Origin of the sequence: Paraburkholderia sp. J11-2, from assembly GCF_905220185.1 — a bacterium.
In the GTDB taxonomy this organism is placed as follows: Bacteria; Pseudomonadota; Gammaproteobacteria; order Burkholderiales; family Burkholderiaceae; genus Paraburkholderia.
Genome location: NZ_CAJMYY010000010.1, coordinates 105193 through 126361, shown reverse-complemented (window position 1 = coordinate 126361; position 21169 = coordinate 105193). Strand labels below are relative to the sequence as shown.

Sequence of the window (21169 nt, the reverse complement as noted above, 5' to 3'; positions counted from 1 at the left end):
AGGTGCCGATGCCTAGCAGCATTCTCGTCATCGAAGATGAGCCCGCTATTTCCGAGCTGATTTCGGTGAACCTGCAGCACGCAGGCCACTGTCCGATCCGCGCCTACAACGCGGAGCAGGCGCAGAACCTGATCAGCGACGTGCTGCCCGATCTCATCCTGCTCGACTGGATGTTGCCGGGCAAGTCGGGTGTGAATTTCGCGCGCGATCTGCGCAACAACGAGCGTACGAAGCATATTCCGATCATCATGCTGACCGCGCGTGGCGACGAGCAGGACAAGGTGCTCGGCCTCGAAATCGGCGCTGACGACTACGTGACGAAGCCGTTCTCGCCCAAGGAGCTGATGGCGCGCATCAAGGCGGTGCTGCGCCGCCGCGCGCCGCAGCTCACGGAAGACGTGGTGGCGATCAACGGTCTGAAGCTCGATCCGGCCACGCACCGCGTGGCGGCCGCCGCCGAAGGCTCGGAAATCAAGCTCGACCTCGGCCCGACCGAGTTCCGCCTGCTGCACTTCTTCATGACGCATCCGGAGCGCGTGCACAGCCGCACGCAACTGCTCGACCAGGTGTGGGGCGATCACGTGTTCGTGGAAGAGCGCACCGTGGACGTGCATATCAAGCGTCTGCGCGCCGCGCTCAAGCCGGCAGGGTGCGATGCTATGATCGAAACGGTGCGCGGCAGCGGCTACCGTCTCGCCAAGAGCGCCTAAGCTGGGATAACGGCCGCGCCGCAGGGTGAGTCACCGGGCGGCGCGACCGCTTCACTGCCGCCGGCAATCGAGCGGCGGTAACAAGATGTCGCGTGCCCGCATCCGACCGTATTATTCTTCGATCGCAGGAACATGAACATCATCTGGGCGCGCTCCCTCGTATCGATCGTTTTGCTCGCGCTCATTTGCGCGGGTATTGGCGCGATTTTCGGCGTCAAGATCGCGCTGGGCATCGCCGTGCTGGCGCTGCTCGCGCAAATGCTCTTCAGCACGTTCCACAAGCAGCGTCTCTGGCGCCTGCTCGACGCTCCGGTCTACGGCGAAGTGCCGAGCGCTCCCGGCATCTGGGGCGAAATCTACTACCGTTTGCACAAGCTCGCGAAGCGCTGGCACGCTCAGGTGCGCCAGGTGGAGCAGCAGCACTCGCGTTTCATCCAGGCGATCCAGGCTTCGCCCAACGGCGTCGCCATGCTTGATGACCACGACCAGATCGAGTGGTGCAACGCGATCTCCGAAGTCCACTTCGGGCTCGACGCGAGGCGCGATCTGCGCCAGCACATCACGCATCTCGTACGGCAGCCCGACTTCGTGCGCTACCTCAATTCGCACGACTACAAGGACATGCTGATCATGCGCGGCATGGGCGCGAAGCGTCAGAATGTGATCTCGGTGCAGGTGTTTCCGTACGGCGAGAACCGCAAGCTCGTGCTTTCGCAGGACATCACCGAACTCGAGCGCACCGACGCCATGCGGCGCGACTTCGTGGCCAATGTCTCGCACGAGCTGAAAACGCCGATCACGGTGCTCTCGGGCTTTCTCGAGACGATGCGCGAGCTGCCGCTTGGCGAAGCCGAGCGCAACCGCTACCTGGAGCTGATGGAGCAACAGGCCTCGCGCATGCGCCACATCGTCACCGACCTGCTCGTGCTCGCGAAACTGGAAGGCGAGGGGCGTCAGCCCGGCGACCATATGGTCGACATGCGCGCGGTGCTCGGACACGTGCGCGAGGACGCCGAAAGCCTTTCGGGCGGCCATCACCGCATCACGGCCGATTTCGACGACGGCCTGAGCGTCACCGGTTCCGAAACGGAGATCATGAGCGCGCTGGGCAATCTCGCGACCAATGCGGTGCGCTACACGCCGGACGGCGGCACGGTGCATCTATCCTGGCGCGCGGAGCATGGCAGCGCGGTGTTCTCCGTCACCGACAGCGGCCTGGGCATTCCGGCCGCCGATATTCCGCGCCTGACCGAGCGCTTCTATCGCGTGGATCGCAGCCGCTCGCGCGACACGGGCGGCACGGGCCTGGGCCTCGCGATCGTCAAGCACGTGCTGCAGCGCCACGACGCGGCGCTCGAAGTGAAGAGCGAGGAAGGGCGGGGCAGCACGTTCACGGTGCGCTTCCCGACCGCGCGCACGACGAGAAGGCAGCCGGCGCCGGTCTGAGGATCTGCAGTTGCCATTGAAAAAGCCGCTTCATTCGAAGCGGCTTTTTTGCGTGCAGCGTGAGCGGCGCGATCAGTGCATTACGGACAGAACTTCGCGAGCAAGCTCAACTGCGCATTGCGCACGGCCTTGCCTGCCCGGCGGCGGCGATAGTGGCCGTCGCTTTGCATGAGCCACGCCGACTGATTGTCGCCGAGGAAGGTGGAAAGCCCTTCGGCGATCACGCGGCGCTTGAGCCTGCGGTCGTGGATCGGGAACGCTACTTCGACGCGGCGGAACAGGTTGCGATCCATCCAGTCCGCGCTCGACAAATAGACGTCTTCCTTGCCGCCCGCATAGAAGTAGTAAATGCGATGGTGCTCGAGAAAGCGCCCGACGATCGAGCGCACGGTGATGTTCTCGGAGAGCCCTGGCACGCCCGGCTGCAGCGAGCACACGCCACGGATGATCAGGTCGATCTTCACGCCGGCCTGCGATGCTTCGTACAACTCGTCGATGACGGTCGGCTCGAGCAGCGCGTTCATTTTCGCGACGATACGCGCCTTCTTGCCCGCACGCGCGGCGTCGGCTTCGTTGCGAATCGCCTCGATCATCTTCGGATGCAGCGTGAACGGCGACTGCCACAGATCATGCAGCTGCAGCTCGCCGCCGATGCCCGTGAGCTGCTGGAAGACGTGGTGCACGTCCTCGCACATCTTCGGCTCCGAAGTCATGAGGCCGAAGTCGGTATAGAGGCGCGCCGTGCGCGGATGGTAGTTGCCGGTGCCGAGGTGCACATAGCGGCGCAGCACCATGCGGCCGTTCACGGGCACGCGGCGCACGATCAGCATCATCTTGGCGTGGCACTTGTGGCCCACCACGCCGTACACCACGTGCGCGCCCACGGCTTCGAGCTGCGCGGCCCAGTTGATGTTGGTCTCTTCGTCGAAGCGCGCGAGCAGTTCCACGACCACCGTCACTTCCTTGCCGTTGCGCGCGGCCTGCATGAGCGCGTCCATGAGCGGCGAGTCGGTGCCAGTGCGGTAGATCGTCTGCTTGATCGCGACCACGTTCGGATCGTTGGCGGCCTGCAGCAGCAGTTCCAGCACGGGCTGGAAGCTCTCGTACGGATGATGCAGAAGCACGTCGCCCTGATCGATCACGTCGAACATGTTGCTGTTCGCGGCGATGCGCTGCGGAATGGCGGGCACGTGCGGCACGAACTTGAGGTCGGGGCGATCGACCATCTCGGGCAACTGCATGAGGCGCACGAGATTCACGGGGCCATCGACGTAATAGCAGTCTTTTTCGTCGAGACCGCTTTCGTCGAGCAGGCGCTTCGCGAGATGCGGGGGCGTTTCCGCCGACACTTCGAGCCGCACCGCATTGCCCAGGTGCCGCGCGGGCAGTTCGCCCTGCAGCGCCACGCGCAGGTTGGTGATTTCGTCTTCGTCGACGAAGAGTTCACTGTTGCGCGTGATGCGGAACTGGTTGCAGCTGCGCACGACGAGGCTCGGGAACAGCTCGCCCACGAAGCGCTGCAGCAGCGAGCCGAGCAGCACGAAGCCGTGCTGGAAGCCGGAAAGCTCCTGCGGCATGCGCACGAGGCGCGGCAGCGCGCGCGGCGCCTGCACGATGCCCATGACGGCCTGGCGCCCGAAGGCGTCCTTGCCTTCGAGTTCGACCACGAAGTTCAGGCTCTTGTTGAGCACGCGCGGGAACGGGTGCGCGGGGTCGAGCCCGATGGGCGTGAGAACGGGCAGCAGTTCGTCGAAGAAGTATTTGCGCGCCCAGGCGGTTTGCGCTTCGTTCCAGGCGTCGGTGCCGTGGAAATAGATGCCTTCCTGTTCGAGCGCGGGCAGCACGGTGTCGTGCAGCATGCGGTACTGGCGATGCACGAGACGCTGCGCGCGCTCGACCACGAGGTCGTACACGTGCTGCAGCGACATGCCGTCGGGCGAGAGGACGCCCGGGTTGTCGCGCATCTGCTCCTGAAGCCCGGCCATGCGGACTTCGAAGAATTCGTCGAGGTTGCTGCTGGTGATACAGATGAAGCGCAAGCGCTCCAGCAAAGGAACAGCGGGATCGGACGCCTGTGCGAGCACGCGCTCATTGAATCCCAGAATGCCCAGTTCGCGATTGAGTAGGGGATAGCGGATGGACATCGGCAATGAAAACGGAATGTCAGGGAGTGATTCGAACGGACGCTCGGAAATTCTCACAGTAATATGACTTTATTGTGACATTCGGTGTGTCATAAATTTTACGCCGCATTTTCACGAAATCGACAAGTCGCGTTGCGAACATGCACGCTGGGTAAAAGTACCCATGGTCATGACCAATGCGAGGAGCGACATGGTGAAGTCGGCTACGCTTAAAATGACGCATTTGGACAGTGCGGCGGCGGCGCAGCAAGCCCGCATGGCCGCGCGGTCGTCTCTGTATGCACGCATGGAGCCTGCCCCTTCGATGGTCACCAATCCCCACCTGCTTGCCGCCGTCGACCTCGGTTCGAACAGTTTTCGTCTGATCGTAGGCCGCGTCGAGGAAACCGACGCCGGCAGCCAGATCTACCCGGTGGATGCCCTGCGCGAACCCGTGCGGCTCGCGGCCGGCCTGTCGAAGGACAAGCTGCTCGACCGCGCCTCGCAGGTGCGCGGCTGGGACGCGCTCAAGCGCTTCGGCGAGCGGCTGCGCGACTTCCATCCCGACCAGGTGCGCGCGGTGGCGACCAATACGCTGCGCGTGGCCAAGAACGCGCGCGAGTTCCTCACCGAGGCGGAAGCGGCGCTCGGCTTTCCGATCGAAGTGATCGCGGGCCGCGAAGAAGCGCGTCTCATCTACGCGGGCGCCGCGCACTCGGTGCCGGCGAGCGCCGGCAAGCGCTTCGTGGTGGACATCGGCGGCGGCTCGACCGAGTTCATCATCGGCGCGCACTACACGCCGATCCGCATGGAAAGCCTCTATATCGGCTGCGTGAGCCATAGCCGCCAGTTCTTCCCCTCGGGCAACGTCGACGAGTACACCATGCGCCAGGCCGAACTCGCGGCCACGCGCGAAATCCAGATCATTTCCGCCGACTATCGCAAGACCGGCTGGGACCAGGCGATCGGCTCGTCGGGCACGGCGCGCGCGCTCGCGGAACTCGTCGAGGCGAACGGCTTCAACGATCCCGGCATTACGCACGGCATTTCGCGTGGCGGCCTCGAGCGCCTGAAGCGCGCGCTCATCAAGGCCGAGAACGTGAACCGGCTCAAGCTCGTCGCGCTCAAGCCCGACCGCATTCCCGTGCTGGCGGGCGGTCTCTCGATCATGATCGCGGTGTTCGAGGAACTCGGCATCGACTACGTCGACACCACGGACGGCGCGCTGCGACTGGGCGTGCTCTATGACCTGCTGGGCCGCTCGCAGCACGAGGACATGCGCACGGTCACGGTGGAAGGCTTCATGCGCCGCTACGGCGTGGATCGCGCGCAGGCGGGGCGCATCGGCGAGCTGGCCGTGAAGTTCTACGACCAGTTCGAGGAGCCCGACGAGGAGCGCCGCGAAGAGAACCGCATGTTCCTCACGTGGGCGGCGTCGCTGCACGAAATCGGGCTGTCCATTTCGCACAGCGCGTATCACAAGCACTCGGCCTACATCGCCAGCAACGCGGACATGCCCGGCTTTTCGCGCACCGACCAGGCGCGCCTTGCCGCGCTCGTGCTCGGCCACGTGGGCAAGCTCGGCAAGCTCTCGCAAGCGCGCGATGTGGAGTGGCCGCTGCTGTTCTGCCTGCGTCTGGCCGCACTGCTCACGCGCCGCCGCGCCGACGTCGGCCTGCCGCACATCACGGTGGAGCAGGAGGGCAACGGCTACGAAGTGCTGCTGCCCAATGCGTGGGTCCAGAACAATCCGCTCACCGATTACAACCTCGTTCAGGAAGCGGCGGAATGGGGCAAGATCGGCATTCCGTATCGCGTGGTGTATACGGAGGAGTGAGCGCTGCGCGCTTCGCTGGTAAAAAAAGCCCGGCTCGCCAATGAGCCGGGCTTTTTTTTCGCCCGCTGCTTTCGTCCGCCGTTTTCGCCCGCTGAAGGGCGAATGGGGACTTAGCGCGTGACGGCTTCGCCGAGGAAGTGGCGCGCGTAACGCTCGTTGATCTCCGAAAGGCGGAAGAGCGTGAGGAAGTCGGCGGTGTTGAAGTCAGGGTCCCAGGCGGGCGCACCGCAGATTTTCGCGCCGAGGCGCAGATAGCCCTTGATGAGCGGCGGCGGCACGGCGGGGGCGCCGGTGCGCAGTTCCTCGACGGGCAGCGGCGTGTGCGGGAAGGCGCGATACTCGGGCGCGGTCAGCGCGTTCGCGCCGAGCGCGCAGTACAGGTTCGCCGCGTAGTGGCCGCCGTCGGCCATGGCGACGCTCGCGCAGCCGAGCATCGTCTCGTAGCCGTTGTGCTGCATATAGCCGCCCAGACCGCCCCACAGCGACATGATGACCGAGCCGCTGCGGTAGTCGGGGTGCACGCACGAGCGGCCCACCTCGACCATTTTCGGGCGCAGGTGCGCAAGGCGCGAGACGTCGAATTCGCTTTCGGCATAGAGGCGGCCGATGCGCGCCGCCTGGTGCGGCGGCAGCACGCGGTAAGTGCCGACGACCTTGAGCGTGTCGAGGTCGCGCACGAGCAGGTGGTCGCAGTACGAGTCGAAGGCGTCGACGTCGAGACCGGCCGGGCCGGTCAGGCGTGCGCCCATTTCTTCTGCGAACACGCGGTAGCGCAGACGCTGGGCCTCGCGCAGTTCCTCGTCGGTGCGAGCCCAGGCGACCTGCAGCCGATGCTGCGCGGTGACCGTTTCTTCGGCACGCGGCAAGCGTCGGTTCGACTCGAACAACGTCGAGGCGAATGGCAGGGAGGGCGTCGGCAGATCTCGCATGGGGCGTCCTGGTCGGAAGTAAGAGAACTTTCCCGGCAATTTAGTAATACGCGGTTACGTTTCCATGAAAACGCAATGACGATTCGATGACGTGGTGTAAGGCAGACGGGCGAGGTCGCCGGATGGGCGGGGCGGCGGGCGCGGTTAAACCGCGGTTAAACCGCGGTTGAACTGCGGTTTAACCGCTGAAGGGCCGCCTGCAGGCGGCCCGGTGGAAGGTGGAGGCGGGCGGAGGACTAGACGAGCTCGGGCGTGATGGCCGCGTGCAGGACGGCCTGATCGTCGCCGTTGCGGTCGCGGCTGGCGAGCCAAAGCACGCCGGCTTTCTTCACCGCCCAGCTGCGCGAGTCGGTGCCACCCGAGAGCAGGCGCGCCGCGACCTCGCCGAGCGTGGGCTGATGGCCGACCACCACGACCGTGGACGAGAGGCCCTTGGGCCAGCCCACGGCGGTGAGTACCTGCTCGACGCTCGCATCGGGCGCGAGTTCGCGCACGACGCGATATTGGTCGGTGAGCGCCTCGGCGGTCTGGATGGTGCGCGCGGCGGGGCTGGCGAGGATCACGGCGTCGTCGGGCAGGCGCGCGCGCAGCCACCGCGCGACGTTCTGCGCCTGCTTGCGCCCGCGCGTGGTGAGCTGGCGGGCGAGGTCGCTGGCGGCGATATCTTCGGCTTCGGCGTGGCGCCAGAGGATGAGGTGCATGGCGTCTCCTTTTGTTAGCTCATTGGCTCATTGGGTGCATGTGCGGCGTGTGCTCACATGGTGCACGCCCCGCTGCTAAGCGGCAAGCGCGTGATGCGGATCGCATTTCGTCTCGCTTTTTTCGCTGTGTCGTACGCGGATTTGACGGCACAGGGGCACTACCGCTACAATCTCTGATTCGTCGGAGCGTAGCGCAGCCTGGTAGCGCATCTGATTTGGGATCAGAGGGTCGTAGGTTCGAATCCTATCGCTCCGACCAGCAATACCGAGGGGTTACACGCCATTGGCCTGTAGCCCCTTTTCTTTTTCCTCGCATCGCTTGGCTTGCGTTTCGTCGTACGGCCGCGTTCCATTTGAAAAGCCGCCGAGCTTATAAAATACGGATCGGCCACACTTCCCGTGGCGATCGCACCCTGGCAGCCATGTTACGTTTATCCGAAGTCAAACTCCCCCTCGACCACGCCGAAAGCGATCTTGAAGCCGCGATTCGGGGACGCCTCGCGGAACTTGGCGTAGCGGCAGACGCGCTCGTCCGCTACACCGTCTTCCGCCGTGCGCACGATGCACGCAAGCGCTCGGATATCAAGCTGACCTATATCGTCGACATCGAAGTCAAGGACGAGGCGAAGGTGCTCAAGCGGATCGCCGGCAAGCCGCATTGCAGGGCGACGCCGGACATGACCTACCGCTTTGTCGCGAAGGCGCCGGAGCACTCGACGCGCCCCCGCCCGGTGGTGATCGGCATGGGGCCGTGCGGCCTGTTCGCGGGACTGATCCTCGCGCAGATGGGCTTTCGTCCCATCATCCTCGAACGCGGCAAAGCCGTGCGCGAGCGCACCAAGGACACTTTCGGCCTGTGGCGCAAGTCCGTGCTCAACCCCGAATCGAACGTGCAGTTCGGCGAAGGCGGGGCGGGGACGTTTTCCGACGGCAAGCTCTACAGCCAGATCAAGGACCCGAACCACTACGGCCGCAAGGTGCTCGAGGAGTTCGTCAAGGCCGGTGCGCCGGAAGACATCCTGTATCTGAGCCGGCCGCACATCGGCACGTTCCGGCTCGTGAGCATGGTGGAGAAGATGCGCGCCACCATCCACGAACTGGGCGGCGAAGTGCGCTTCGAAACGCGCGTCGAAGACATCGAGATCGAGCAGGGCAAGGTGCGCGCGCTCAAGCTCTCGAACGGCGAGACGCTGCCGTGCGACCACGTCGTGCTGGCCGTCGGCCACAGCGCGCGCGACACGTTCCAGATGCTGCACGATCGCGGCGTGTTCATGGAAGCGAAGCCGTTTTCGCTGGGTTTTCGCATCGAGCATCCGCAGGGGGTGATCGATCGCAGCCGCTTCGGCAAGTTTGCGGGCCACAAGGAGCTTGGCGCGGCCGACTACAAGGTGGTGCATCACGCGAACAATGGCCGCTCGGTCTATAGCTTCTGCATGTGCCCCGGCGGCACGGTGGTCGCGGCGACTTCCGAACCCGGCCGCGTGGTCACCAACGGCATGAGCCAGTATTCGCGGGCCGAGCGCAACGCGAATGCGGGCATCGTCGTCGGCATCACGCCGGAGGATTATCCTGGCGGCCCGCTTGCGGGCATCGCGTTCCAGCGCAAGTGGGAAGAGCGGGCGTTCGAGCTCGGCGGCGGCAATTACCAGGCGCCGGGGCAACTCGTGGGCGACTTTATCGCCGGGCGGCCGTCGACGTCGCTGGGCTCCGTGGTGCCGTCCTACAAGCCGGGCGTGCATCCGACCGATCTCAGCACCGCGCTGCCCGACTACGTGATCGAAGCCATCCGTGAAGCCCTTCCGCAGATCGACAAGAAGCTCGCAGGCTTCGCGATGCACGATGCGGTGCTCACGGGCGTCGAGACGCGCACGTCGTCGCCGCTGCGGATTCGTCGCAAGGACGATTACCAGAGCGTGAACGTCGAGGGTCTGTATCCGGCCGGCGAAGGCGCCGGGTATGCCGGCGGCATCTACTCGGCGGCCATCGACGGCATCGAGGTGGCGCAAGCCGTGGCGCTCAGTCTGACGTCGGCGCACGGGTCCTGATAGCGAAAAACGACGGGCGGGATGCGCCGGCGCGTCCCGCAGTTCGTCTTCCAGTTCGTCCCTCAGTGTTCCCCCTCAGCGCGCCCTTCAGCGTGCGCGCTACTCGCCTGCCTTAAGCGGCGTTTGCCCCGGACGTAAGCCCCAGCGTCCGGGAGTAATCAATCCCCCATTTCCCGCCTTCCTCCAATCCCATAAAATACTGTATAAATATACAGGTGGAGGCGAACCGGCCTCCTGCTTGCCGATGCCCCATTTCCTGCCGGGCAGGGCGGAGCGTTCCCATCAACCAGGCTACGAACCATGGCAGCAGCCGTCCAGACCACTGCGCAACTCGCCGCGCACTTGCCCCCCCGGCTGCAAAGCCGCGTGTGGCAGGGCGATCAGCTTGCGCACGCCAGCGAGCGCTCGGTGCCGAGCGGCCACGCCACGCTCGACGCCCAGCTTCCCGGCGCCGGCTGGCCCGCAGGCAGCTTGACCGAACTGCTCGTCGAGCAGGGCGGCGTGGGTGAGATGCGGCTCGTCGCTCCAGCGCTGCGCGCGCTCACCGCGCAGGCGGGCCGGCACGTGCTGCTCGTCGCGCCGCCATGGCGCCCGTACGCCTGCGCGCTCAAGGCGTGGGGGCTCGCGCTCGAGCGCGTGATCTGGGTGCGTGCGGCCGAAGACGAGGCCGCCTGGGTGGCCGAGCAGGCGCTCAAGCAGGAAGGCATGGGCGCCGTGCTGCTCTGGCAGACGAAAGCGCGCCCCGACGCCGTGCGCCGTCTGCAGGTCGCCGCCCAGGATTCGCAGGCGCTCGCGTTTCTCGTGCGGCCGCTCGCCGCGCGCAACCAGTCGTCGCCGGCGCCGCTGCGCATGACCTGCTCGCCGGTGCCGCCGCCCGACGACGCGAACCTGAACCGGCGGCAATGGATGCAGCTTGCCGCGCTCTGCGTCGATATCTTCAAGCGCCGCGGGCCGCCGCCCGCCCAGCCACTCGTCATTACATTGCCGCTGCAGGACGCGGTGCTGCCCCAGCCGGACGCAGCCTCCGTCGTCATGCCGTGGCCCGGGGTCAATCATGCTGTGGATCGCCGTCACCTTGCCGTTGTTGCCGCTGGAGGCCGTCAGACCTCTGATGCCGCCGGCGCCGTCAACAGCGCGCCTGCCTGAAAGCGCCGATGCCGATGCCGTCAGCGCGCCGCGCTGCTACGCGCTCGCCGACCACACGCGCATCCTGATCGCCGATCTCGACGCGCTGCGCCTGGGCGTCGAGCCCGGCAACACGCGCTCGCATGCGCTGGCGCTTGCGCCGGGGCTCGTGCTGCTCGAAGCCGATCCGGCGCGCGAGACCCGTGCGTTCGAGGCGCTCGCGCTCGCGTTGCTCGCCTATACGCCCAAGGTGTCGTTCGCGCAGTCGCACACACTGTTGCTCGAAGTCGGCTCGGGTTTGCGTCTTTTCGGCGGCGTGCGCGCGCTGCTCGGGAAGGTTGCGGCGACGGTGGCCAGCTGCGGACACACCGCGCGCATCGCCTGCGCGCCCACGGCGTGGGGCGCGTGGACGCTCGCCCAGGCGCGCGTCACGCGTTCGTCGCGCCGCTGGCACGTGCTCAAGGAAACGACGCTCGCGCGCGTGCTCGATTCGCTGCCGGTCACGCTTGCGCCGTTCGCCGCGCAGCACGACCACGCGCTCACGCAGATCGGCTGCGCGACGCTCGGCGATCTGCGGCGGCTGCCGCGCGAGGGCATCGTGCGGCGTTTCGGCGACGGCGTGCTCGGCTGGCTCGCGCAGGCGCGCGGCGAAGCGCCTGATCCGCGTGTCTGGTTCGCCGCGCCGCCGTCGTTTCACGCGGCGCTCGAATTGCAGGCGCGCGTGGAGAGCGCCGAGGCGCTGCTCTTTGCCGCGCGCCGGCTCGTGATGCAGCTGGCCGGCTGGCTTGCCGCGCAGCACGCGGCGTTGAGCGGCTTCGAATTGCGTCTGGAGCACGAACTGGCTTCGCGGCATGCGCCGCGCACCTCGACGCTCGCGATCGCGTGGGCGTCGCCTTCGCGCGACGCCGAGCATCTGCTGTGGCTGCTGCGCGAGCGCCTGAATCAGACCGAGCTTGCCGCGCCCGTCATTGGACTTGCGCTCGTCGCCTCGCAGGTGAGCGAATACGCGGCACCCACCGACACGCTCTTTCCGATGGCCGAGGCCGCCGAAGCATCGCTCGGGCAGCTCTTCGAGCGCATCGGCGCGCGGCTTGGCGAGCAGAACGTGCTGCAGCTTTTCGTCGAGGACGATCATCGGCCCGAGCTGGCGATGTCGGCGCGGCCTTACCGCGAGAGCGGCGCCAAGCGTGCGCGCAAGCCGCGCAAGGCAGGCAAGCCGCAGCAGGAAGCGGACGCGAGCGCGCCCGTGCAAAGCGCCTTCGACCTGCCCGAGGTGCCGCTGCCGGCCCAGCCGCGTCCGGCGTGGCTGCTCGAAAAGCCGCTCAAGCTCGCGACGCGCGGTGACCGCCCGGTTTATCGACGGCCGCTGAAGACGCTCACACGCACCGAGCGCATCGAGTCCGGCTGGTGGGACGGCGAGGGCGTCGGGCGCGACTACTACGTCGCCGCCGACGACCAGGGCCGCATGTTCTGGCTGTATCGCGAGCGCATTGGCGGCCAGTGGTATCTGCAAGGCCTGTTCGGCTAGCGCTTGTTCGTCGCTCATTCGGGTTTCAGGAATCATGTCGACCAGCGGGACGGGCGCGCCGTCGCCTTCACAGTTGCCAGCGCAATCGCCTGCACAGTTGTCCGCGCAGTTGCCTGACTACGCGGAGCTGCACTGCCTCACCAACTTCACTTTCCTGCACGGCGCGTCGCGCCCGGGTGAGCTGGTCGAGCAGGCGATCCGCCACGGCTACCGTGCGCTCGCGATCACTGACGAATGCTCGTTCGCGGGCGTCGTGCGCGCCTGGAGTGCGCTCAACGAATACGACGAGGCGCGCAAGAAAGCGCATGACGAAGCCGTGCGCGAGGCCCGCGAACGCGGCGGCAACTCCGCCGCCGCGGCCTTGGGCCCGTTCGAACCGTCGCTGCATTTGCTGATCGGCAGCGAGCTGAATCTCGTCGATGAACATGGCGCGCCGTTCTGCACGATCGTTGCGCTCGCAACGAATCGCGAAGGCTACGGCAATCTGTGCGAGCTGATCACGCTCGCGCGCTCGCGTGCGGCGAAGGGCAGCTATCGCGTGCATCCCGCCGATTTCACCGAGCCCGATCCGGACTTCGAGCATCTGAAGCACTTGCGCGACTGCGTGCTGCTGCTCGTGCCGCAGCGCACGGCCACGCTCGCGCAAACGCTGCGCGCCGCGCACTGGCTCGCGGGCTTCGCGGCCGAACGCGCGTGGCTCGCGCTCGAACTCTGGCAAACCGGCGGCGACGACACGCAGATCGAAGTGCTGCGCCACGTCTCGCAGGAGAGCGGCCTGCCGCTCGTCGCGGCGGGCGGCGTGCTGATGCACGCGCGTTCGCGCAAGCCGTTGCAGGACACGTTGAGCGCGATTCGCATCGGCAAGCCGCTGGCTTCCTGCGGGCGCGCGCTGGAGGCGAATGCGGAGCGGCATCTGCGCTCGCGCGTGCGCCTTGGTGCGATTTATCCGCGCGAGGCACTCGACGCGACGCTCGACGTCGCGCGGCGCTGCACGTTTTCGCTTGGCGAGCTGGCCTACGAATATCCCGAGGAACTGGTGCCGCCCGGCGAAACCCCGCAAACGTGGTTGCGCAAGCTCGTGATGAAGGGCGCCCTGGAGCGCTGGCCCGACGGCCTGAACGACAAGCGCCGCAATCAGATCGAACAGGAACTCGAACTCATCGACGAGCTGAAGTACGAGAAGTACTTCCTCACGGTGCACGACATCGTCCGCTTCGCGCGCGAGCAGAAGATCCTGTGCCAGGGGCGCGGTTCGGCGGCCAACTCGGTGGTCTGCTATTGCCTGAAGATCACGGAGATCGACCCCGTGCGCATGAACATGCTCGTGGCGCGCTTTCTCTCTCGTGCGCGCAACGAGCCGCCCGACATCGACGTCGACTTCGAGCATCAGCGCCGCGAAGAAGTCATTCAGTACATCTACCGCAAGTACGGCACGCGCCGCGCCGCGCTGGCCGCGACGCTCATCACCTATCGCTCGCGCAGCGCGCTGCGCGACGTGGGCAAGGCGCTCGGCCTCGACAATGCGCTCGTCGAAAAGCTCTCGGGCGCGCATCAGTGGTGGGACGGCCCCGATTCGATCGCGCGCCATCTGGAGGAGGCGGGCTTTTCACCGGACTCGCACGTCACGCAGCAGCTCATTCGTCTCACGCGCGAGCTGCGTGGATTTCCGCGCCATCTCTCGCAGCACGTGGGCGGTTTCGTGATCGCGCGCGACAAGCTCTCGCGGCTCGTGCCAATCGAAAACGCCGCGATGAAGGACCGCTACGTGATCGAGTGGGACAAGGACGATATCGACGCGCTGCGGCTCTTGAAAGTGGACGTGCTCGCGCTCGGCATGCTCTCGGCGATCCGGCGCTCGCTCGAATTCGTGGCGCTAAGGCGCGGGTTGCCGGAGATGCGCGTGCAGGACATTCCCGCCGAGGACCCGGCGGTGTATCGCATGTGCGCCAAAGCCGATACGGTCGGCGTGTTCCAGATCGAGTCGCGCGCACAGCAAAGCATGCTGCCGCGTTTGCGGCCGCGCACGTATTACGACCTCGTGATTCAGGTGGCGATCGTGCGGCCGGGGCCGATCCAGGGCGACATGGTGCATCCGTACCTCAAGCGCAGGCACGGCGACGAAGCGGTGGCGTACGCGAAGGAGGAATTGCGCCCGGTGCTCGAGCGCACGCTCGGCGTGCCGATCTTTCAGGAGCAGGTGATGCATCTCGCCATGGTCGCCGCCGACTACACCGGCGAGGAGGCCGACAAGCTGCGCCGCGCGATGGCCGCATGGCGGCGCGACGGCGATCTGCGTCCGTATCAGGCGGATCTTACGCAGCGCATGCTCAAGAAAGGTTACTCGCTGGAGTTCGCCGAACGCATCTGCAAGCAGATCGAGGGTTTCGGCGACTACGGCTTTCCGGAAAGCCATGCGGCGAGTTTCGCGCTGCTCGTCTACACGAGTTCGTGGCTCAAGCGTTACGAGCCCGCGGCATTTCTGGCAGGACTTCTGAACAGTCAGCCACTCGGTTTTTATTCGCCTTCGCAGCTCGTGCAGGATGCGAAGCGTCACGGCGTGCAGGTGCGTGCGCCCGATATCGCGTTGAGCGACTGGGCGTCGGTGCTGGAGCGGCGCGGCGCACCGGGGGAGCGGCTCGATGCCGGGGCGCTGCGCGTGCGCCATGCCGAGGTGCTGCGGTATCGCGCGCTGCTGGGCGCGGCTGCGCTGTTGCTGCGCGGCATGCTCAAGCGCGGCGGCCGGCGGCACAGGTTCATGGACGGCACGAAGCGCGTCGTGCGCTCACGCATTGCGCTCGCGCCGCGGCGCTATGGTCGCGACGGCCCGGCCGTGCGCCTCGGCTTCAGTCTCATCAAGGGCTTTTCCGAAGATGCCGCGCGGCGGGTGATGGAGGCGCGCGAGCGCGCCCCGTTCGCCGATGTCGACGACCTCGCGCGCCGCGCGGCGCTCACGCGGCGCGAACTGGAGGCGCTGGCGGCGTCGAACGCGCTCGCGAGCATTGCGGGCCACCGGCGCGAGGCGTGGTGGGCCGTGACGGCGCAGCACGCGGTGCCTGCGCTGTTGCGCGATGCGCCCGTTGCCGAGGCGCCGCTCGCGTTGCCGCGTGCTTCCGAGGGCGCGGAAATCGTCGCCGATTATGCGAGCCTGCGTCTCACGCTCAATCGCCATCCGCTCGAACTGCTGCGCCACGGCCTCACCAAGCAGCGTTTTCGCACGGCGGAGCAACTGGCGCATTGCCGGCACGGCATGCTCGCGCGCGTGTGCGGCATCGTCACGGTGCGGCAGCGGCCGGGCACGGCGAACGGCACGATCTTCGTTTCTCTGGAAGACGAGACCGGCACCGTCAACGTGATCGTGCACGCGGCGCTCGTCGAGTCGCAGCGCAAGGCGCTGCTCGGGTCTTCGCTGCTGGCGGTGGCGGGCGTGGTGCAGCGCGAAGGCGAGGTGGTGCACCTCGTGGCGCACCGGCTGGAGGACCACAGCCGGCTGCTTGGGCGGCTCGCAACGGAGAGCCGGAATTTCCATTGAATGTTCGCGGCGGGTTTCTACGTAGAAACCATGCGCGCAACGGCCTCGTGACGGGCCACTGCGGTGCTCCCCCGCGCTATGCGCCGTCTTTCATGAAAGCGTCGAGCACGGCGCGAATCGCCGCGTCGAACGGCGTGCGGCGGCCCATGCCCAAGGTTTCGAGACGGCTCGAATCGAGATGGCAGTTGCGTGGGCGCGGCGTGGCGTCGGTGGGCGTCGGCTGTGCGAGCAGACGCGCTTCTACGCCCAGTGCCTGCGCGATGCGCTCGGCGATGTCGTACTTCGTCATCGGCTCGTCGCCGGACCATTGCGCGATGCCGCGCACGGGTGCGCCATCCGCGCAGCGCAACAGTAGTTCGCGGATCACGAACGCCACGTCGGGCGTGAAAGTGGGGTAGCGTGTGGCCCACGCGTCCATCGGCGCCGCCTGCGCCCCGGGCTGCGCCGACGCGCGGATAGCCGGCACGAGGCTCGTGACCGCCGATTCATGCCAGCCGACGATCGGCCCGTACAGCAAGGGCAGGCGCAGCACGAGCGCGTTGTCGCTGGTTTCGAGCAGGGCCTGTTCGCCTTCGAGCTTGCTGTGACCGTAGGCGTTGAGCGGATTGGGCGTGTCGTCGATACGGTAGGGCGGCTGCGTGCCGTCGAACACGTAATCGGTGGAGATCGAAAGCACCCACGCGTCGCGCTGGCGCGCCGCCGCGGCGACGCGGCGCACGGCATCGACATTGAGCGCGCGCGCTGCCGCCGGATCGTGCTCGCACACGTCGGGGCGGCGCTCGGCGGCGGCCAGTACGATCGCGTCGGGCGCCTCGCGCTCGACGAATGCCTTCACGGCCTGCGCGTCGCGCACATCGAGCACGGTCTGCTGCGGGCCGCCATGGCGGAACGCGGTCGGCACGACCTGCCAGGGCGTTTCTGCGGCGAGTTCGCGGACGATGGCGCGACCTAGCAGGCCGGACGCGCCGATCACGGCAACCTTGAACATGGCGCGGCCTGTCAGACGCTGGCCGTGCCGACCACGGTGTAGCCGGCTTCGTCGATCGCCGACTTCAGGACTTCGGCGCTCTGGCTCGATTCGACCTTCACGCGACCGGCGGCCAGATCGATCTCGACTTTGGCTTGCGCGTCGTGTTCGTGGATCGCGCGCGTGACGGCGCCTACGCAGTGCTGGCAGCTCATGCCTTCGACGTTGAACTGGATCATCGTGTGTTCCTTTTTCAGAGATTGAGGCTTGCTACTACTCGATATGAGGCCGCCGGCGGATTATGCCAGCCGGGGCCAGTTGACGCGCTGGACCTTCCCATCATGGGAAGGTGTACGATCAAACCATTGATCAACCTTTGACCAGACAGCGGGAGAACGGCGTGAACATCGGCGAAGCGGCGCGCGAATCGGGCGTCACGGCGAAAATGATTCGCTACTACGAAAGTGTCGGGCTGCTTGCGCCCAAAGGGCGTACGGAGTCCGGCTACCGGGTCTATGGTGCGCAGGAGGTGCATTCGCTGCGCTTCATCCGTCAGGCGCGCCGGCTCGGCTTTCTGGTGGACGACATCCGGCGCCTGCTGGCGCTCTGGCACGACCGCTCGCGCGCGAGCGCGGAGGTCAAGTCGATCGCGCTCGAACATGTCGCCGAACTCGACCAGCGCATCGCCGAACTGACCCAGATGCGCGACACGCTCGCCCATCTGGCTTCGCACTGCCAGGGCAACGACCGCCCCGATTGCCCGATCATCGAACGGCTTGCCGACACCGCCGCGACGGACTGCCACGAGCCCGGCCACGCGCACTGAGCGCAGGTGCAACCGCCATGGGCAAATTGCCGCAACCGCACTGACTAGTTGCACTATGTTGGTGCGTTTGCGCGCGATTGCTGACAATCGCCTGCGAAAATGCTGAAAAATGTGTCGATAAAACATGATGTTGCCGATTCGTATCCCACCATCATTCCAAAATGGAATGCACGGTATTCGGGCAATTCACTAGCAAAGTTCGGTGCAACCGTTATAATGCGGGTTATCCCTAATGAGGGTTATCCCTGATGCGAATTCACCGGGGATCGCCGAACCGAATCCTTGGAGCACACCATCATGTTTGCATTCCTTCTTGAAAAGCTGAGCAACTGGTTTGAAACTGCTGAACGTCGTCGCCGCGAAGCGTATCTCGCATCGTCGGCCGATATCGTCCAGCTCGAACAGCGCATTCGTTCGATCGAGTCGAACGGCTACAGCTCGCTGTAAGCCGGCGCTGCAGACCACTGACCGGGTGTCGACCCGGTGAGAGCAGCACAGTTTCAAGCCCCGCATTGGCGGGGCTTTGTCATTTCTGCGCCACCGATGGAGCAGAGTCTGAGCCTTCCCACCGCGGTAAGGTAAAGTCTTTTTTGCGACAAGCCGTCATAGCAATGGTGTCGCTATCTCTCCGGGGGCCATTCATGGTGCAAGACCGCATTTCCCATCGCACATTGGTGTCGCCGCGCCGCGCGCCGCGGCGTTTTTCTGTTGCGCGTGCGGGGCTGATCGCCGTCGTCATGGCGTGCGCCAGCGCCAGCGTGCATGCGGGGCAGCCGCTGATTCTGGATACGCAAAGAGGGATTAGCGACGGTCAACCGGGCATCGTTCTGCAAAACGCGCCGCTCTCGCACGAACCGATGGTGCAGGCGGCGCAGCCGGCGGGTCTTGCGCCGGATTCGTCGCAGCCCTATGTCGTCGCGCCGTATGTGGAAGTGCAGCAGGGCGGCGGTCGGCCGAATCCGCCGCCGCGGCCGCCACGCCCGCCTCATCGCGAAACGCCGCCGCTTCCCCAGCCGTTGCCGGCCGGGCAGTGACGCCTCAAGCGGAGTGAGGCGGTTCGCGCGGCTCAGTCGCCGCGCGACTCGATCTTGAACTGTGCGCCGGCGTCCTGGCCGAGCGTTTTCACGAGCCAGGGCAGCGCCTCTTTCATCGCCGCTTCGAGCGTGTAGGGCGGGTTCAGGATGAACATGCCGCTGCCGTAAAGGCCGAAACCGTCTTCGGGCGGATTGCTCACTGAAAGCGTGAGGTGCAGCCAGTTCTTGTCCTGCAGGCGCTTGAGTTGCTCCGGAAAGCGCTGCGACTCGGGACGCGTGACCTGCGGATACCACACTGCATAGGTGCCGTTCGCGAAGCGCTTGAGGCTTTCCTCGACGCAGGTCAGCGTGCGCGCGTAGTCGCGCTTGTCCTCGAAAGACGGGTCGATCAGCACGAGCGCACGGCGCGGCGGCGGGGGCAGGAGCGCCTTGATGCCGTCGAAGCCGTCGCCTGCGTAGATCATCACGCGGCGCCCCGCGTCGTGGAAGCGGTGGCGCAGCACGTCGATTTCCGTGCTGTGCAATTCGAAGAGCCGCATGCGGTCCTGCTCGCGCATGAGACGCCACGCGAGATAGGGAGAGCCCGGGTAGAAGCGCAAGTCGCCATCGGGGTTCAGCGCCGCCACTTCGTCCACGTACTCGGCGAGCGCCGCAGGCAGGTCGTTGCGGCCCCACAGCTTGCCGATGCCTGTGTCGAACTCGGCGTTCTTCGTGGCGTAGCCTTCGCGCAACGCGTAGGCGCCCGCGCCCGCGTGGGTGTCGATGTACCAGTACGCCTTGTCCTTCTTGCCGAGGTAATGCAGCAGTTGCACGACGACGGCGTGTTTCAGGACATCGGCATGATTGCCGGCGTGGAAGGCGTGACGGTAGCTCAGCATGATGGACGGGACACGAAGTCCGGTGAGAACGGGGAAAACGGCGGCGGCGCGATTGCTGCGCCGCCTGCCTGCGCCATACGCACACCGCTACCGAAGCAGCGGTGCGCGCAGCGAGGCCGCGTATTGTACGTCACCACGAGTGCGCAGCCGCAACGCGAGTCACCCGCAGTACGCCAACCTCCCGGATGCGCTCAGGCGTGCGCCCATCCGACGGCGGCGAGCGCGCCGCGCGTTGCGGGCATGCGCGAGACGTCAGTCGTAAGCGTCGCCGACGATGGCCTCGATCTGCGCCTTGACGTCCGGCGTGATCTTTTCCGCCACGTCGCGCGCCTTCATGTTTTCGCCGATCTGCTCGATACGCGAGGCCCCGGTGATGACTGTGCTCACATGCGGATTCTTCAGGATCCACGCGAGCGCCAGCTGCCCCACCGAGCAGTCGAGCTGTTTCGCGAACTCGGCGAGCTTGCCGACGATCTCGTTCTTGTCAGGGTCGGTAACATTCTTGCGCAGCCAGTCGTAGCCCTGCAGTTCCGCGCGGCTGCCCGACGGCACGCCGCCGCGATATTTGCCGGTGAGCAGGCCCGAGGCGAGCGGGCTCCAGGTGGTGAGGCCGAGGCCAATGTCCTCGTAAAGCCGGCGGTATTCGTCTTCCACGCGCGTGCGGTGGAACAGGTTGTACTGCGGCTGCTCCATGACCGGCTTGTGCAGGTGATGACGCTCCGCAATTTCCCACGCGGCGCGGATTTCGTCGGCGCTCCATTCCGACGTGCCCCAGTAGAGCGCCTTGCCGCGCGTGATCATGTCGCTCATCGCCCAGACGGTTTCCTCGACCGGCGTGTTCGGGTCGGGACGGTGGCAGAACACGAGATCGACATATTCGAGCTGCAGCCGCTTGAGCGAGCCGTCGATCGCGTTCATGAGGTACTTGCGGTTGAGCGTGTGGTACTGGTTGGGCGCTTCGTTCAAGCCCCAGTAGAACTTGGTCGAGACCACGTAGCTCACGCGCGGCCACGCTAGCTCCTTGAGCGCCTGGCCCATGAGCTCTTCCGACTTGCCGCCTGCATAAGCCTCGGCGTTGTCGAAGAAGTTGATGCCCGCGTCGCGCGCCGCCGCGAGCGATTCGCGCGCGAGCCTGGCGTCGACCTGGTTTCCGTAGGTGACCCACGAGCCGATGGACAGTTCGCTTACCTGCAGGCCTGAGCGGCCCAGTCGCCGATAGTTCATTAACGCCTCCTTGTGAGCCGATAAAGCTAGCACGACTTGGCCATTGTTGCTGAACGGCCTTGCGGTGGCTGGCATGCCGCATTGCGCTTTGCACTGCGGCGAAAATCGCTTTTGCTTGTCTTGCTCGATGCTTGGACGAGACGGGTTCATGCACAATAGCCTGGTTGGCCGCGACGCAACATCCGGCCGGATGGCATAAGCCATTCGTCAGGTTTGACGGCGCGCGCTCCGAGGTTTCATCCTGTCCCGTTCACTCACCTGGAGGTG

Annotated in this window: 17 protein-coding genes and 1 tRNA gene; 11 read left to right on the top strand and 7 right to left on the bottom strand. The window is 66.0% G+C overall.

Features of this window, described 5'->3' with window-relative positions:
• The first annotated feature begins 8 nt into the window (after window positions 1-8).
• Both phoB and phoR read left to right on the top strand, forming a co-directional pair.
• Window positions 9-710: a phosphate regulon transcriptional regulator PhoB gene (gene phoB / locus U5A57_RS16105; protein WP_042261377.1), complete on the top strand. Its 702-nt coding sequence runs from the start codon at window positions 9-11 to the stop codon at window positions 708-710.
• Between the two features lie 132 nt (window positions 711-842).
• Window positions 843-2156, top strand: coding sequence for a phosphate regulon sensor histidine kinase PhoR (phoR, locus tag U5A57_RS16100; protein WP_321912441.1), 1314 nt, complete (start codon window positions 843-845; stop codon window positions 2154-2156).
• A gap of 80 nt (window positions 2157-2236) precedes the next feature.
• On the opposite strand, the gene ppk1 is transcribed toward phoR, so the two are convergent.
• Window positions 2237-4300, bottom strand: coding sequence for a polyphosphate kinase 1 (ppk1, locus tag U5A57_RS16095; protein WP_321912440.1), 2064 nt, complete (start codon window positions 4298-4300; stop codon window positions 2237-2239).
• A 214-nt stretch (window positions 4301-4514) separates the two neighbouring features.
• Here ppk1 and ppx point away from each other — a divergent pair, with 214 nt between their 5' ends.
• Window positions 4515-6116, top strand: coding sequence for an exopolyphosphatase (gene ppx / locus U5A57_RS16090; RefSeq protein ID WP_415774031.1), 1602 nt, complete (start codon window positions 4515-4517; stop codon window positions 6114-6116).
• Between the two features lie 110 nt (window positions 6117-6226).
• Here the strand turns inward: ppx and U5A57_RS16085 are convergent, their stop codons facing one another.
• Both U5A57_RS16085 and sixA read right to left on the bottom strand, forming a co-directional pair.
• Window positions 6227-7045, bottom strand: a complete 819-nt coding sequence (locus U5A57_RS16085) for a GNAT family N-acetyltransferase (protein WP_321912437.1) — start codon at window positions 7043-7045, stop codon at window positions 6227-6229.
• 236 nt (window positions 7046-7281) lie between these two features.
• Entirely contained in the window at window positions 7282-7746 is a 465-nt protein-coding gene (sixA, locus tag U5A57_RS16080; RefSeq protein WP_321912435.1) for a phosphohistidine phosphatase SixA, read from the bottom strand.
• 182 nt (window positions 7747-7928) lie between these two features.
• On the opposite strand from sixA, the gene U5A57_RS16075 reads away from it, so the two are divergent.
• The 5 genes from U5A57_RS16075 (at window position 7929) to U5A57_RS16055 (ending at window position 15973) form a co-directional block, all read left to right on the top strand.
• Window positions 7929-8005: transfer RNA gene (locus U5A57_RS16075), tRNA-Pro, on the top strand.
• A gap of 163 nt (window positions 8006-8168) precedes the next feature.
• Window positions 8169-9791 carry an NAD(P)/FAD-dependent oxidoreductase gene (locus U5A57_RS16070; RefSeq protein ID WP_321912434.1) on the top strand — a complete coding sequence of 541 codons (1623 nt, stop codon included), beginning with the start codon at window positions 8169-8171 and terminating at the stop codon, window positions 9789-9791.
• Window positions 9792-10091: 300 nt separating this feature from the next.
• On the top strand, window positions 10092-10937 hold the full coding sequence (gene imuA, locus U5A57_RS16065; RefSeq protein ID WP_321912432.1) for a translesion DNA synthesis-associated protein ImuA: 846 nt from the start codon (window positions 10092-10094) through the stop codon (window positions 10935-10937).
• Window positions 10846-12444, top strand: coding sequence for a DNA polymerase Y family protein (locus U5A57_RS16060; RefSeq protein ID WP_321912431.1), 1599 nt, complete (start codon window positions 10846-10848; stop codon window positions 12442-12444). The genes imuA and U5A57_RS16060 overlap by 92 nt, the downstream gene beginning before the upstream one ends.
• Before the next feature lie 34 nt (window positions 12445-12478).
• Complete coding sequence (locus tag U5A57_RS16055) at window positions 12479-15973, top strand: error-prone DNA polymerase (RefSeq protein ID WP_321912429.1); 3495 nt, start codon at window positions 12479-12481, stop codon at window positions 15971-15973.
• 76 nt (window positions 15974-16049) lie between these two features.
• On the opposite strand, the gene U5A57_RS16050 is transcribed toward U5A57_RS16055, so the two are convergent.
• Window positions 16050-16961, bottom strand: a complete 912-nt coding sequence (locus U5A57_RS16050; RefSeq protein ID WP_321912427.1) for an SDR family oxidoreductase — start codon at window positions 16959-16961, stop codon at window positions 16050-16052.
• An 11-nt stretch (window positions 16962-16972) separates the two neighbouring features.
• A complete protein-coding gene (locus U5A57_RS16045; RefSeq protein ID WP_321912425.1) occupies window positions 16973-17179 on the bottom strand; it encodes a heavy-metal-associated domain-containing protein in 207 nt (68 codons plus the stop codon).
• Between the two features lie 161 nt (window positions 17180-17340).
• Between U5A57_RS16045 and cueR the strand changes: the two genes are divergently transcribed.
• The 3 genes from cueR to U5A57_RS16030 all read left to right on the top strand — a co-directional run bounded on the left by cueR (window position 17341) and on the right by U5A57_RS16030 (window position 18800).
• Window positions 17341-17766, top strand: a complete 426-nt coding sequence (gene cueR / locus U5A57_RS16040) for a Cu(I)-responsive transcriptional regulator (RefSeq protein ID WP_321912423.1) — start codon at window positions 17341-17343, stop codon at window positions 17764-17766.
• 297 nt (window positions 17767-18063) lie between these two features.
• Complete coding sequence (locus U5A57_RS16035; RefSeq protein WP_321912421.1) at window positions 18064-18213, top strand: DUF3563 family protein; 150 nt, start codon at window positions 18064-18066, stop codon at window positions 18211-18213.
• A 194-nt stretch (window positions 18214-18407) separates the two neighbouring features.
• Window positions 18408-18800 (top strand): hypothetical protein, encoded by a 393-nt coding sequence (locus tag U5A57_RS16030; RefSeq protein WP_321912420.1) that lies wholly within the window; start codon window positions 18408-18410, stop codon window positions 18798-18800.
• Between the two features lie 32 nt (window positions 18801-18832).
• On the opposite strand, the gene U5A57_RS16025 is transcribed toward U5A57_RS16030, so the two are convergent.
• Window positions 18833-19678, bottom strand: coding sequence for a 23S rRNA (adenine(2030)-N(6))-methyltransferase RlmJ (locus tag U5A57_RS16025; protein ID WP_321912419.1), 846 nt, complete (start codon window positions 19676-19678; stop codon window positions 18833-18835).
• 252 nt (window positions 19679-19930) lie between these two features.
• Window positions 19931-20902 (bottom strand): aldo/keto reductase, encoded by a 972-nt coding sequence (locus tag U5A57_RS16020; RefSeq protein WP_321912417.1) that lies wholly within the window; start codon window positions 20900-20902, stop codon window positions 19931-19933.
• Between the last annotated feature and the right edge of the window lie 267 nt (window positions 20903-21169).